The organism is Mucilaginibacter rigui, assembly GCF_014773275.1.
GTDB classification, from domain to species: Bacteria; Bacteroidota; Bacteroidia; order Sphingobacteriales; family Sphingobacteriaceae; genus Mucilaginibacter; species Mucilaginibacter rigui_A.
This window is the reverse complement of the sequence record NZ_JACWMW010000002.1, coordinates 845,043-858,986: the sequence shown is the minus strand read 5'-3', so window position 1 is coordinate 858,986 and position 13,944 is coordinate 845,043. Positions and strand designations below refer to the sequence as shown.

Below are 13,944 nucleotides of genomic sequence, written 5' to 3'. Positions count from 1 at the left end.
AACTATCAAGATGGATTATTTTATTTACTGATCAGGTTGTACAATTCATCCAGTTTTGGTGATAATACGATCTCGATACGGCGGTTTCTTGAAAGCGCCTCGGGTGTGTTTGCTGTATCTATCGGCTGGAACTCGCCCTTACCTGTAGCAGTTAACCTTTTAGGGTCAATATTTTCCGTTTCGGTTAAATAACGGGTTACCGATGTTGCGCGCAGCACGCTCAGATCCCAGTTATCCTTTATCTGGCCCAGGTTCTTTATCTTTTTATTATCGGTATGGCCTTCAACAGCAATGTTGATGTCGGCTTCTTTATTTAAAACAGCTGCCAGTTGTTTAAGCGCCTGTTTACCTTTATCGTCGATAACGATACTGCCCGATGGGAACAATAGCTTATCAGTTAATGATACATACACTTTACCATTGCGGATATCAACAGTTAAGCCGCTTTGTTGAAAACCAAGCAGGGCTTTCTGTAGTTTTTCTTTCAACGCGTTTGTGGCTTCATCTCGCTTACGCAGAATTTCTTCCACTTCTTTTAAACGGGCTTCGCGTTTTTGCAGGTCGGTAGATAGCTGGCTAACTTTTGATGAACTTGCATTATAATTTTTATCTAAGGCGTTATACTTATCGTTTAATGACCTATAGTTACCTTTTAGCCCTGCCAGCTCCTGACGAATGCGCGAAGTATCGGCTATTAGCTTTGATACCTGTTCTTCTAAAGTGGTAGTGCGGGTTGCCAATGAATCGCGCTCAGCTAATAATGCCTTGTGTTTTTTAGGCGACATTACCACGCACGATTGCAGTGCGGAAACGAACAGAACGGCTAATAATAAGTGTTTCAATTTCATGAATATGTAGATTAGTGTTTAAGCAATTGCGTTCTTCAAAAAAACATTCAGCGGATAGATCCTGCTGCACATATCAACTATCTTATCGGCGGCATTTGCGCTTGTTACTTCTTTATCTTTTAACTCATGCACAACAATAAAACTTTTCAACCGAAGCAAGTCGATATTCTCGTTATCAGCATCATACCCCTTCGGTGTTGTTTTCAGTTGGTCCTGCTTCCTGAATTCGCCAAACAGGTTTACAAATTCTTTATCGTCAATCACCTTTTTCAGGTCGGCAGCATTGTAATCAATTTCCTGGCGGATGGCTTTCAGGTGTTCGGCCTCTGGCATCCAGTACCCACCGGCAATGAATGATTTGCCGGGCTGGATCTGCAGATAATATTCTACCCCGCCAAGTTTTGACCCCTGCGTGGGCAGGCTAATACCAAAGTTGTTTTTATATGGTGTTTTATTTTTGCTGAAGCGGATATCACGATAAATACGCATTACGCATTTTTTGGGGTCGAGATCGGCACTAACGCTTGGGTCTACTTTATGAAGCTTCGCAATTACTTCGGCGGCAAGTTCTATCACATTCCCGCGTGCTTTATCGTATCTATCTTTGTTGGCCTGGAACCACTCCCTGTTGTTGTTTTCAACAAGCTCTTTTAAAAAATCAAGCGTATGGGATTCTATCATTACAGAAATGAAGTATTAAAAATGAATACAGGAAAATGCGAACGCTTAATTTAAGTTAAGCTTCTCGCTGCGCATATTAAGGTCAACATCTTTACGGCGGTATTTTTTATACCAGATATATGCTACAGCAGCAACTGCCAGGTAAGGCGCTCCCAATAGGTACATAATACCGTTATTTAACCCATTTGTGGTTTTAGCACCACTTTTTGAGTTTGTTTCAACATTGGCTGCACAGGTAGAACATTGTGCTTTTACAGGCACCACACTTATCACTAATAAACCTAATACTAATGCGAGGTATAAGAACTTTAACTTTTTCATATCGACCTGATTAAAAATGGTAGTAAGGTTTGATCATCAAATATACAACAACGCCCGATATTGTAACGAATAACCATATAGGAAACGCCCATCTTACCAGTTTCTTATGTTTTTGTACCTGCATTTGTAAGCCGCGGTAAAAACTTAATAATATCAGGGGTAGTACGCCGGCGGCAAGTACAATATGAGGCACCAATATCAAGAGGTAAATTTTCCTGAGGCTGCCAACATCTGCAAGCTCACTTTTTGATAATATACCATCACCATTTACATCGCCGTACATAGTATCTGTACGCATTAGATAATGAAACAAGATATACGATACCAGGAATAATGATGACAGGCAGAACGTTAAAATATTTAAACGTTTATGAACGGTAATATTGCCCTGTTTAATAAAATACAAAGATGTTAACAGCAATACGCTGCAGGTACCATTTAATATGGCATTAAGCATTGGCAAATATGGCGTAAACGCAGGCGGAGTTTCAGGCCCGGGTATCAGATGGCGGTTTAGTACAATAACTACTGCAACAACAAATATGGTTACGCCCGCAACAAAACGGAATATGAATTTATCGGTCATTCTTTTAAGAGAGTCAGGAATCAGGACAACAAGAGTCAGGATTCGTTAATTCATTATATTGATCAGAGAGTTTCATCTTGACTCCTGATTCTTGATTTCTTGCTTCTAATACAAAGCCTTATCAACCTTACGCAGTTCTTCGGCTATCAGCACTTTTATTTCGTCGTTAAGCTTAGTAAGGTCGGCGGCTGATGTACCGTCATAATACCCTCTGATGCGTTTTTCTGCATCTATCAATATCAGTTTATCGCTGTATATAAAATCATCCTTACCAGCCTGTACTGCATTAACCAAAAAGCCTTTGCGGGCCAGGTTATAAATAGTAGCGGTGTCGCCCGAAAGAAATAACCACTTTTTTGTTTCCTCGTACTGTGCCGCGTACTTTTTCAATCCCTGCGGTGTGTCCCGTTGTGGGTCTACTGTTATACTGGCAAAGTACACCATTGGGTTTTTGCGGTAGGCGTACACCTGTTCGCTAATGTTTTTATTTACCGTGTTGCAAATGCTTGGGCAGTTAGTATAAAAAAAGCTGGCTACAAATATCTTCTTGTCGAAATTTTTAAAAGATACAGTGTTTCCGTTTTGGTCTGTCAGGTTAAAATCGCTTAGCTTGTGGTAAATGGTATCGGGTATAAACGTACCATGAAACTTATGGCCGGTTTTAGCAACTACTTTTGGCCCGTAAAACGATAGTGGTTTGTACCTGTTTTTGCCCTTTGCGGTTAGTAAATAATATAAAAATCCCGGTAAAGCTAATATCAATACCAGGATTATTATTTTTTTCAGGACTGACCCTTTACGCATTACAATTTTGGCCTCAGGTCTATCCAGTAGTGGCTTTCGTTTGTAAGCACCAATATCAAACCAATTATGAATAATATCGGCACAATGATACAAAGGGCTAACCCAATTTTTTCAAACTTTAAGTGCATAAAGTAAGCAACAATGTAAAACGCTTTAGCCAGTGTTAATACAATGTATATTGGGTTTGCTGTGTGCAAAGGAATAATACCTTTTGGTACCAAAACTAATGCTATAATAAATTCAACTACGGTAATGGCAAGCAATACACCAAATATTTTCCATATTTTTTTGCGGGTCATTCCTTCACCGTGCTCTTCGTGATGAATTTGTGTTGTTTCTGTTGACATATTTATATATGTTAATTTTTTTAAACTAAGTAAAAGAAAGTAAATACGAATACCCAAACAAGGTCTACAAAGTGCCAGTAAAGGCCAACTTTTTCTATCATTAAATAGCTGCCACGTTTTTGGTAAGTACCTAACAACACGTTTACAGTGATAATAATGTTAATGATAACCCCGCTAAATACGTGGAAACCGTGGAAACCTGTAATGGTAAAGAAAAGGTTTGCAAATTGCTGGGTGTAGGTTGCTGATAAAGGTGCTCCTTCATGAAAAAATTCTTTCAGATCATGCGGGATACTGCCCCACCAAAAGCCTTCGTGGTGCAAGTGGTTCCACTCAAGCGCCTGGCAACCCAAAAACATAAACCCACCTATAATAGTGAATACCATCCAGGTTACAACTTCTTTTTTTGCCATGCGGTGACCGGCCTCAACTGCCAGTACCATAGTAACCGAACTCATGATCAGGATAAACGTCATTAAGCCCACAAATACAAGGGGGGCACCATGTTCTATCGAGGTTCCGGGAACCGACTGGAAAATAAGATCGGCAGCAGGCCAGCTGTTTGAGCTAAACCTTAACGCACCATAGGCAATTAATAGCGATGAAAAGGTAAACGCATCCGAAAGGAGGAAAAACCACATCATCATTTTACCGTACTCTACATTAAACGGAGATTTGCCTCCAGACCACGGCGTTGTCTTTACTTCATCAATAGGTGATACTTGTACACTCATGAGTTTTTATTGTTGGTTCAAAAGTAAAAAAACATACAGATAAATCCATATAATATCGACAAAATGCCAAAAAATAGAGGACATCTGTACACTGTATAAATTTTTAACCTGCTCTATGCTGCGGTAGCTACGCCATAGCGTATTGGCCAACAACAACAAACCGGCAAAAATGTGTAATAAATGCATCCCGGTGAATACATATATAAAGGACTGGGATGCATTTGGGTTGCTAAAATAAATACCATTTTTCACCAGGTATGACCATGCATATAACTGGATCCCGAAAAAGGCTACGCCTAACATAATGGTAAGCCAAAGGTAAAGCCTTTGTTTGCCAAACTGTGAACTTTTGGCAGCCCTTGCTGCTAAAAACATAGTTAAGCTGCTTAACATAATTACAGCGGTGCTGTACATAAAAGCATCAGGCATTTTGATGTTCATGCCGTGTGCCGAGCTGCCGCCCACATATACGATAAAACCGCTGGTTAACGCCGCAAAAAACATAAAAGATGTGAATATAAAGATCCACATATTGAATTTTTTGGGTGCCAGGTTTAATCTGTCTTCTTGCTGTATCTTGGACATCATTTTCCTATAAAATCAAATAAAAACATTAGTTGCACTACCGGCAAATAATAAAAAGAGCCAAACATTAGCTTTTGCGCCGACTTAATTTCAAGCGTACGCAGCAGGCCAAATGCCTGGTATAAAAATAAAAGGCCCATTGCTAATGAAACCCCGCCTACGTAATAACCGCCATAACCGTAATATGTTGGCAATAAGCTTACTGGCAACAAAATTAAAGTTACAACAAAAGTAATTACAGCGCTTGTTCTGTCGCGTTTACCGCTTGGCAACAGGCGGAAACCAGCCAGCTTGTAATCATCGTCCAGCACCCAGGCAATAGCCCAAAAGTGCGGAAACTGCCAAACAAACTGTATGGCAAATAATATAAGTGCTATTTCATCTATTTTAGGGTGCGCACCAACATAACCTATAAGTGGTGGTAACGCGCCCGGTATAGCCCCTACAAATACCGCTATTGGCGATCTACGTTTTAATGGGGTATAAGCAAAGGCATAAAGTAATATTGAAAATACCGATAAATATCCGGTAGTTAAGTTAAGTTTACCCAGCAAATATGTGCCTAATATGGCCATAAACAAGCTTATTACTAATGCCTGCCCGTTAGTCATTCGGCCTGATGGGATAGGCCTGTCTGCGGTGCGCTTCATTAAACGGTCAAGGTCTTTCTCAATAATCTCGTTAAACCCGTTTGCTGCCGATGTTACCAGGAAGCCGCCGCTTATCAGTAATAACCATTTACTCCAAAAATCCCAGCTACTCCAATCAATAGGGCCGTTTACTTTACTGCCTATAACAAATGATATAGAAGCCGAAAATACCACAAGAAGCGTTAAACGTAATTTTACCAGCTTTATAAAATCCTTCATTTGCCTGCCCCCTGCACGTTAACCGAACTAAATAAGTTCAGCAATAAATAAAACTGAGCGCCAAACAATAAACTTGCCAGTACTATATGCGATGCTTGTGCAAACGGTGGTAACGACCAGTATGATAAAAATATGCCGGTAACTATTTGCAGCATGATCATTAAAAACGTAAAACTCATTAACTGTTGCTGTACCGAATGCCTGTTAAAGCCTTTACGGATCAGCGCGTACAAAATGAGGTTTAATATCAACACTATCACAGCCATATCGCGGTGCTGTGAAAATATCTCGCCTGCCCTGGCTACCCAGCTATCGCGGTAATTGCCTTCTAAATGGCTGGTTACTGCATCTATTTTTTCGCGCACCTCGGTGCCAAATGTTATCTGTAAAATGCTCATCGCCAAAACCAATAAGGTAACTATTGTTACCAATGGTTTGCTTTGTACCTTATACCTGCCTTGTACTTTTGCCATGTGATAGGTTGCTATGCTGATAGCCAATATGGCTAAGGCAATAAGCATGTGTACCGTAACCGTCCAGGCTGTTAAATTGGTGGATACAACAAGAGAACCCAGCCATGCCTGAAAAAATATCAATATCAGGTTAAATACACTCAGAAAAACAATTGCCTTATTGGTTTTCCAGTACTTAAAAGAATATACGGCACAAAGCAACATAAATAATCCTGATACAGCGCCTACCAAACGGTTTAGATATTCTGTCCAGGTACGGGCACTGTTAAATTCTTCGGGTACCAGTATTGATCTGTCGTTACGGATCTGTGCAGCAAGTTGATCGTAACCCAAAGCATCAAGCATTTTCGCAAACTTTTGATTTTTCGCCAGGCGTTTATCAGAGTAAGTTTTTTTATAATTAGCCGGCAATTCAGATATATTGGTTGGTGGAATATATCTGCCAAAACATTTAGGCCAGTCAGGGCAACCCATACCCGAGCCCGTGCTACGCACTACCCCGCCTGCCAGTATCACTAAAAACAGCGTTATAATGGTTATGAGGTTAACTTTTACGAACGTATTCCCGGATGCTTTTATGCTCATCTAAATATTTCTAACAAATTAGGGTACCTGCTACGGATGTAAATTCCTGCACAGATACCCTAAAAGATCAGATCAGTATATGTTATTTTACTTCTTCGTTACTTTTTTGAGCACTTGTCCATTTAGTATGTTCCTCTAAACCTACCGGGTTGTCCTCAAAATCGTGCGGAAGGTTTGAACTCATTGTTTGAGAAAGCGGAACTGTTTGTGGTATAAAGTCGTGTTCGGCACCAGGCTTGCTGTAATCATATGGCCAACGGTAAACGGTTGGGATCTCGCCCGGCCAGTTACCATGTAAATGCTCAACTGGCGTAGTCCACTCCAGAGTATTTGATTCCCATGGATTTTGTGGCGCTTTTTTACCCCAGAATATAGAATGTATAAAGTTGAACAGGAATGCTAACTGTGCTACTGCCGACATGATTGCCGCCCAGGTAACAAATGTATTTACAGATAGCCATTGTTTCATTGATTCAAACTCGGTGAATGCGTAGTAACGGCGTGGTACACCATCAAGGCCCATAAAGTGCATTGGGAAAAACACAAGATAAGCGCCAATAAATGTTAACCAAAAGTGCAGGTAACCTAAACGCTCATTCATCATACGGCCAAACATTTTAGGGAACCAGTGATAAACACCTGCAAGCATACCAAATATGGCCGCCGAGCCCATTACAAGGTGGAAGTGGGCAACTACAAAGTATGTATCATGCAGGTTGATATCCAACGCGGCGTTACCTAAGAAGATACCTGTTAAACCACCTGAGATGAAGAATGACACCATACCGATAGCAAACAGCATACCTGATGTAAAGCGGATGTTACCGCGCCACAGTGTAGCCAGCCAGTTAAATGTTTTTACTGCCGATGGTACCGCGATAATCAATGTAGTGATCATGAACACACCGCCCAGGAACGGGTTCATACCCGTAACAAACATGTGGTGACCCCATACAATAAATGATAATACGGTTATACCTATTAGTGAGTAAACCATTGCATGGTAACCAAAGATTGGTTTACGCGAGTTTACCGACATAACCTCTGATGAGATACCCATTGCAGGCATAATTACGATGTATACCTCGGGGTGACCAAGGAACCAGAACAAGTGCTGGAACAGGATAGGGCTACCACCTTCAAAAGGTTGTATTTGTGTACCGTTCAGTACGATATCTGAAAGATAGAAACTTGTACCAAAACTACGGTCGAATACTAATAATACCACACCTGCAACTAATACAGGGAATGATAATACACCTAATATAGCGGTTAAAAATAATGCCCATACAGTTAATGGCATTTTCCAAAGGTCCATACCTTTTGTACGCATGTTAAGGATGGTACTTACGTAGTTGATACCTGCCATGAGCTGTGAAGCGATGAAGAGTACCATACTGATCAACCATAACGTCATACCCATACCAGAACCCGGCATGGCTTTAGGTAGTGCAGATAATGGCGGATAAATTGTCCAACCACCGCTTGCAGGGCCTTTTTGTACCAGGAATGATGATAACATGATAACGCTGGCAATAAAGAAGAACCAGTATGAAAGCATGTTCATGAACGGCGAAGCCATATCACGTACACCTAATTGCAATGGAATTAAAAGGTTGGCGAAAGTACCGCTCAAACCGGCTGTTAATACAAAAAATACCATGATGGTACCGTGTATGGTTACCAACGCCAGGTAAAAGTTAGAATCTAAACGCCCACCTGGTGCAAAACGGCCTAATAATGTTTCCATTAAAGGGAATGCTTTATCCGGATAAGCTAACTGAATCCTGAACAGGATTGATAAAATCATGGCTATGAAGGCCATTGCCATACCTGTAATAAGGAATTGCTTGGCAATCATTTTGTGATCCTGGCTGAATATATAAGTATTCAGGAACGTTGCTTTATGATGATGTTGTCCGTGATCGTCTTCGTGATGTGCTACTCCGTGATCGTGAACTGCTAATGTTGACATACTCGCTAATCTTTTTGTATTAATTGTTTAACGCTAACCTGTTTGGTTGTACTTCTTTTTTTTCTGTTACGGCAAATTTAAGGTCTTTTTTAACCGCGTCTGTCAGATATGGTTTCTGCTGAGCTATCCATGCCTGGTATTCAGCTTCGGTAACCACACGTACAATTTTTTTCATGTTATAATGGCTACCACCGCAAATTTTGTTACAAAGTATTTCGTACTCAAATGTTGGTTTATCCAATTTGGTACGCATCTCTGCAGTAGTAATGGTAGGCTTAAATTTAAAGAAGGTAGGCAGGCCCGGCACCGCATTTAACTGTACACGGAAATGCGGCATATAAACGCTATGGATAACATCCTGCGCGTGTATGTTTAACCTGATAGACTTACGTACCGGTATAACCATGGTATCGGCCTGTAAATCGTCATAACTGTTTTTGTCTTTAAAATCGATACCAAGCTTATTTACACCGCTAACAAGTTTATAGTCGGTTTTGCCTAATAAACCATCGCGGCCGGTATAGCGTAGCTCCCAGGCAAACTGGTGGCCGGTAATATCAATATTAATATCACCTTTAGTGTTTGTACTATCGGTAATTTTTTGCCATGTAAAGAAACCGAAAATAACAAGTATAGTTAAAACGATAGCCGGGGCTATTGTCCATACTTTTTCGATAGTATTGTTATGCGGTAAGAAATGGCCGCGGCGTTTTGCATTATAACGGTACCTGAACAGGAATGTAAACAGCAATATTTGTGTTACTACAAACACTATCATTGTTAACACGGTGGTTGTCCAAAACATCTCGTCTATTTTAACACCATGCTCTGATGCTGCACCGGGCAATATCATGCTGCCATGTACTGTAAATTCCCAGTAAGCGCCGTATGCACCTGCAATAAGGAATACAAGGCATAAAACACCCATAATATTATTCCAGTTGATAGGGTTTCTCCCTTGTATCTGCTGGGTTAGGTCAAACACGCGAAGTATTTTACCAACTATCCCTACAATAAAACAAGCGATAAGGAAAAGCAGGATATAGTAACCTGCGGTAGCTAAGCCATTATCCTTAACTGCATCAGCAGCTGGTGAAGCAGCAGCCCCGGCTGTTTCCGTACCCTGGGCAAAAAGCATGCTTGTACCCAAAAGCATAAAAACAGCTAAAAGCGAAAGTATTTTTTTAGTATTTATTAAATGTTTGAATCCCATTTTATTGGTTATTTGAATTGCTGTATCCGGTTGCAAATTTAACAATTATTATATGTGATGATGCAGGCTCTCTTCAAGGAACGGATGTTTTTTAGGCACAAGGGAATTAAACTTGCTTAATGTATTTAACATCAGGTAGGTAAACAAACCTGCAAAACCTAAAAATATGCCAATCTCTTCTACACCAAAACCTCTGTGTTCTTTTACTGTACCCGGCATAATCATAATATAATAATCAAGCCAGTGGCCGGCTATCAATATAATACATGTCCACATCATACGGTTAGTAACTCGTTTTGCATCGCGCGACATCAACATTAACAATGGAGCTAAAAAGTTCATGGCAATATTTAACCAGAACCAGAATTTATATTGAGGCTCCCAACGGATGTAAAAGTAAACCGATTCCTCAGGGATGTTGGCATACCAGGTAAGGAAGAATTGTGCAAACCAAACGTATGTCCAGAAAATAGAGAAACCGAAGATCAGTTTACCCATGCTGTGCAAATGGTCGATATGTAACCAGGTAAAGTAACCTTTTTTCTGCAGGTATATCATCACCAGGGCAATAATAGCTAAACCGCTTACGTGCATAGCAGCTAAATTGTACCAACCAAACATGGTTGAGAACCAATGTGCTTCTAACGACATAATAACACCGAACGCGAAGATCGGGAAGGTAAAACCAAATATTACCAGGAATATACACGACAGCTTAAAGCTTTTATCGTAGTTGCTCATGCCGCCTACGCTATCTTCATTTTCAGAGCATTTAGCTAAAGCCCAGCCAAAGTAGCTGTAAGCGCCTAACAACACTACCAGCATACCGTAAAAGAACGGGATGTTTAAGAATGCTTTTTTGCCAAAAATTATCGGGTCAAAGTTTTCGCTGCCCGGTATGGTAAGGCCATGTGTAGCCCAGTGCGCATATAAATAAGGTACAACTTCTTCTTTACCGTGCTCAACAACTTTATGGGTTGTGAATAAACCAAAGGTTACTATCACGATAAGAATAAGGCTGGCTATAGGCAATACTTTGGCAAATGCCTGTGGTATCCTGATAAAAGCAGCCGACCAGCCAGCTTGTGCTACATACTGGTACGCGCAAAAGAATACGCCTGCCGTGCAAACACAAACAAAGTAGTAAGACATAAGCAATAAATTGCTATAAGTACGCTGAACGTGCTCACCACCAAAAATAAATCCTAATGCAATTGCGAGTACACCAATTACAATAAAAACTAAACTCAACGTTTTGGCAGTGCCGTTGAATTCAAATCTTTCTTCAAAACTATTGTGAGTCTTCATTAAAAATAATCTTATAAATTTTGTAAATGGTGTACATACATAACTATCTTCCAGCGATCATCGGGTGCAATCTGTGATGCATATGATCCCATCGCGTTAACACCGTAAGTTATAGTATGATAGATTTTTCCGTCTGTAAGATCTTTCATCGCACCACCACGTGATGATTGCCCTTTTGAGTATGATGGCGGCGGCGGATACCCGTGCTGCACAACCAAACCATCACCCTGCCCTGTTACACCGTGGCAAGGCGAGCAAAATGTAGTGAACAATACCTTACCCTCTGCCAAATGCTGAGGTGTTTGGGCTATAAGGCTGGTCACATCAAGTCCTGCTTTTTCATACCCGTCTTTTGTATTCGGGTAATCAAAACGTTTAAATCCTACCGGTATAGTACCTGCAGGGGGTACCTGCGCTGTTTTGCCATCCTTAAAGTTAGAGTTGGCCTGATCCGGGTCAAATGCTTTATGCTCGTACATATTGGGGGCGTATTCCCAGCCGGTACTACGCTTATCCTTGCATGATGTAATTACGATCGATGCAGCAATAACGATAGCCGTTGTGCCCAATATTCTAAGTTTATTCATAGCTAACATATTTTCTTTCGTTATGCTTTACTTCTACTGCTCCTGCTTGTTTTAATAAATTGGTGATATCCTCGTGCGGTACGTTCCCTTTAGCATCTACTGCTATAATAAAACGGTCATCAGTTGCACGCAGGTCCATTACACGTGGCGCACGGCCCGGAAAAAGGTGAGTAGATGCAAAGTAAGTTATCGTCATACCAAATGCGGTAAATAAAATGGTCCACTCAAAGGTAAACGGTACAAAGTTTGGTATTGAGAAACTTGGTTTACCACCCACGTTCAGAGGCCAGTCAAGTACCAGTGTATAAAACAGGATGCTGAATATTACCGAGGCGCCAAGGCAACCAAAGCAAAACGCTGCATAACCCAACCGTGAATCTTTCACGCCCATTTTGTCCTCAATACCGTGGATAGGCATTGGTGTATATACATCATAAATAGGGATACTATTTTTCTGTAAGTTATCGATACCCTGCATCATGTTGTCAGGATCATCAAAACAGCCCAATATAAATTTAGTCTTGCTCATTTTTATACTTTTTCGTAATCAGCCATGTCAATACTGTCGTACTTCGTTAAGGACTCTTTGTAATACTGAACCTCAACCGGATCAAGGTGCCCTTCTTCTATCAGTTTCTTCTTAGACTGCTCGCTTGATGTTTTCAGCAGCAGTTTTACCTCGGCAATTGCTACCGATGGCAATACCCTGATAAATAACAGGAACATGGTAAAGAATAAACCTATCGAACCGATGAACACACTTACATCTACCCATGTTGGATAGAACATGGCCCAGCTTGATGGGATATAATCGCGGTGTAATGAGGTTACGATAATTACGAAACGCTCAAACCACATACCTATATTCACGATGATTGACAGGAACCACGAGAATTTTATGCTTGTACGTAATTTTTTAGACCAGAACAGCTGCGGTGAAATAACGTTACAGCTCATCATGCTCCAGTATGCCCACCAGTAAGGGCCGGTTGCACGGTTGATGAAAGCGTACTGTTCGTATTCAACCTGTGAGTACCATGCGATAAAGAACTCGGTGATATATGCCACACCTACAATTGAACCTGTAAGCATGATGATCTTATTCATCGATTCGATATGGAACATGGTGATATAGTTCTCTAAACCTAATACCTTACGGGTAACCAGCAATAGTGTTTGTACCATTGCGAAACCAGAGAAGATAGCACCCGCAACGAAGTATGGAGGGAAGATAGTGGTGTGCCATCCCGGCTCTAACGACGTAGCAAAGTCAAATGATACAATGGTGTGTACCGAAAGTACCAGTGGTGTAGATATACCCGCTAATATCAATGATACGGTTTCGAAACGCTGCCAGGTTTTTAATGACCCTGTCCATCCGAAAGATAGGATTGAATAAATACGGCGGCGTAAGCCTGTTGCACGGTCACGTATCGAAGCGATATCAGGCAGTAAACCTGTGTACCAGAATAATAATGATACCGAGAAGTAAGTTGATATCGCAAACACGTCCATCATCAGTGCCGAGTTCCAGTTTACCCAAAGTGAGCCGTACTGGTTTGGCAGCGGTAATGTAAAGTATGCTAACCATGGGCGGCCCATGTGTGCTACAATGTACGTAGCGGCACAAATAACGGCGAAGATGGTCATCGCCTCAGCCGATCGGTTGATAGAGTTACGCCAGTTTTGACGGAAGATTAACAGTACCGCAGAAATAAGCGTACCGGCGTGACCAATACCTACCCACCATACGAAACCGGTGATATCCCACGCCCAGCCTACAGTTTTGTTTAATCCCCAAGCGCCTAAGCCAAACCAAAAGGTGTAGCTGATGGACACTACCCAAAGCAATGCGCCTAATGATGATACGGTAAAACCTATCCACCAAGCTTTGTTGGGTTTATTTTCTACAGGCAACAATATATCGTTAGTAATTTGGGCATAGGTTATATCCTTGCCCGTCATTAACGGTTCCCTGATTATCGATTCATGATGATGACTCATATGTTGTTATATATCTCGATGTAA

General features: G+C 41.0%; 16 protein-coding genes. All 16 read right to left on the bottom strand.

Features of this window, described 5'->3' with window-relative positions; genetic code table 11:
* Positions 1-20: 20 nt before the first annotated feature.
* The 16 genes from IDJ75_RS10930 to nrfD all read right to left on the bottom strand — a co-directional run bounded on the left by IDJ75_RS10930 (position 21) and on the right by nrfD (position 13,920).
* A complete protein-coding gene (locus tag IDJ75_RS10930) occupies positions 21-848 on the bottom strand; it encodes an OmpA/MotB family protein (RefSeq protein ID WP_191175657.1) in 828 nt (275 codons plus the stop codon).
* A gap of 18 nt (positions 849-866) precedes the next feature.
* Positions 867-1,529, bottom strand: coding sequence for a DUF2461 domain-containing protein (locus IDJ75_RS10925; RefSeq protein ID WP_191175656.1), 663 nt, complete (start codon positions 1,527-1,529; stop codon positions 867-869).
* A 45-nt stretch (positions 1,530-1,574) separates the two neighbouring features.
* Positions 1,575-1,850 (bottom strand): hypothetical protein, encoded by a 276-nt coding sequence (locus IDJ75_RS10920; protein ID WP_191175655.1) that lies wholly within the window; start codon positions 1,848-1,850, stop codon positions 1,575-1,577.
* A gap of 10 nt (positions 1,851-1,860) precedes the next feature.
* Positions 1,861-2,436, bottom strand: coding sequence for a DUF420 domain-containing protein (locus IDJ75_RS10915; protein ID WP_191175654.1), 576 nt, complete (start codon positions 2,434-2,436; stop codon positions 1,861-1,863).
* Between the two features lie 105 nt (positions 2,437-2,541).
* Positions 2,542-3,240 carry an SCO family protein gene (locus tag IDJ75_RS10910; protein ID WP_191175653.1) on the bottom strand — a complete coding sequence of 233 codons (699 nt, stop codon included), beginning with the start codon at positions 3,238-3,240 and terminating at the stop codon, positions 2,542-2,544.
* Positions 3,240-3,587, bottom strand: coding sequence for a cytochrome C oxidase subunit IV family protein (locus IDJ75_RS10905; protein WP_191175652.1), 348 nt, complete (start codon positions 3,585-3,587; stop codon positions 3,240-3,242). The genes IDJ75_RS10910 and IDJ75_RS10905 overlap by 1 nt, the downstream gene beginning before the upstream one ends.
* Positions 3,588-3,607: 20 nt before the next feature.
* Positions 3,608-4,321, bottom strand: coding sequence for a cytochrome c oxidase subunit 3 (locus tag IDJ75_RS10900; RefSeq protein WP_191175651.1), 714 nt, complete (start codon positions 4,319-4,321; stop codon positions 3,608-3,610).
* 6 nt (positions 4,322-4,327) lie between these two features.
* Positions 4,328-4,909, bottom strand: coding sequence for a cytochrome c oxidase subunit 3 (locus IDJ75_RS10895; protein WP_224746563.1), 582 nt, complete (start codon positions 4,907-4,909; stop codon positions 4,328-4,330).
* Positions 4,906-5,775, bottom strand: a complete 870-nt coding sequence (gene cyoE / locus IDJ75_RS10890) for a heme o synthase (RefSeq protein ID WP_191175650.1) — start codon at positions 5,773-5,775, stop codon at positions 4,906-4,908. The genes IDJ75_RS10895 and cyoE overlap by 4 nt, the downstream gene beginning before the upstream one ends.
* Positions 5,772-6,833, bottom strand: coding sequence for a COX15/CtaA family protein (locus IDJ75_RS10885; protein ID WP_191175649.1), 1,062 nt, complete (start codon positions 6,831-6,833; stop codon positions 5,772-5,774). Before IDJ75_RS10885 ends, cyoE begins: the two co-directional genes overlap by 4 nt.
* 82 nt (positions 6,834-6,915) lie before the next feature.
* Complete coding sequence (locus tag IDJ75_RS10880; RefSeq protein WP_191175648.1) at positions 6,916-8,808, bottom strand: cytochrome c oxidase subunit I; 1,893 nt, start codon at positions 8,806-8,808, stop codon at positions 6,916-6,918.
* A gap of 19 nt (positions 8,809-8,827) precedes the next feature.
* Positions 8,828-10,021 (bottom strand): cytochrome c oxidase subunit II, encoded by a 1,194-nt coding sequence (locus IDJ75_RS21545; RefSeq protein ID WP_191175647.1) that lies wholly within the window; start codon positions 10,019-10,021, stop codon positions 8,828-8,830.
* A gap of 48 nt (positions 10,022-10,069) precedes the next feature.
* Positions 10,070-11,329 carry a quinol:cytochrome C oxidoreductase gene (locus IDJ75_RS10870; protein ID WP_191175646.1) on the bottom strand — a complete coding sequence of 420 codons (1,260 nt, stop codon included), beginning with the start codon at positions 11,327-11,329 and terminating at the stop codon, positions 10,070-10,072.
* An 11-nt stretch (positions 11,330-11,340) separates the two neighbouring features.
* Positions 11,341-11,916 (bottom strand): c-type cytochrome, encoded by a 576-nt coding sequence (locus IDJ75_RS10865; RefSeq protein WP_317173761.1) that lies wholly within the window; start codon positions 11,914-11,916, stop codon positions 11,341-11,343.
* A complete protein-coding gene (locus IDJ75_RS10860; RefSeq protein WP_191175644.1) occupies positions 11,909-12,445 on the bottom strand; it encodes a DUF3341 domain-containing protein in 537 nt (178 codons plus the stop codon). The genes IDJ75_RS10865 and IDJ75_RS10860 overlap by 8 nt, the downstream gene beginning before the upstream one ends.
* 2 nt (positions 12,446-12,447) lie before the next feature.
* A complete protein-coding gene (nrfD, locus tag IDJ75_RS10855; RefSeq protein ID WP_191175643.1) occupies positions 12,448-13,920 on the bottom strand; it encodes an NrfD/PsrC family molybdoenzyme membrane anchor subunit in 1,473 nt (490 codons plus the stop codon).
* Positions 13,921-13,944 lie beyond the last annotated feature (24 nt).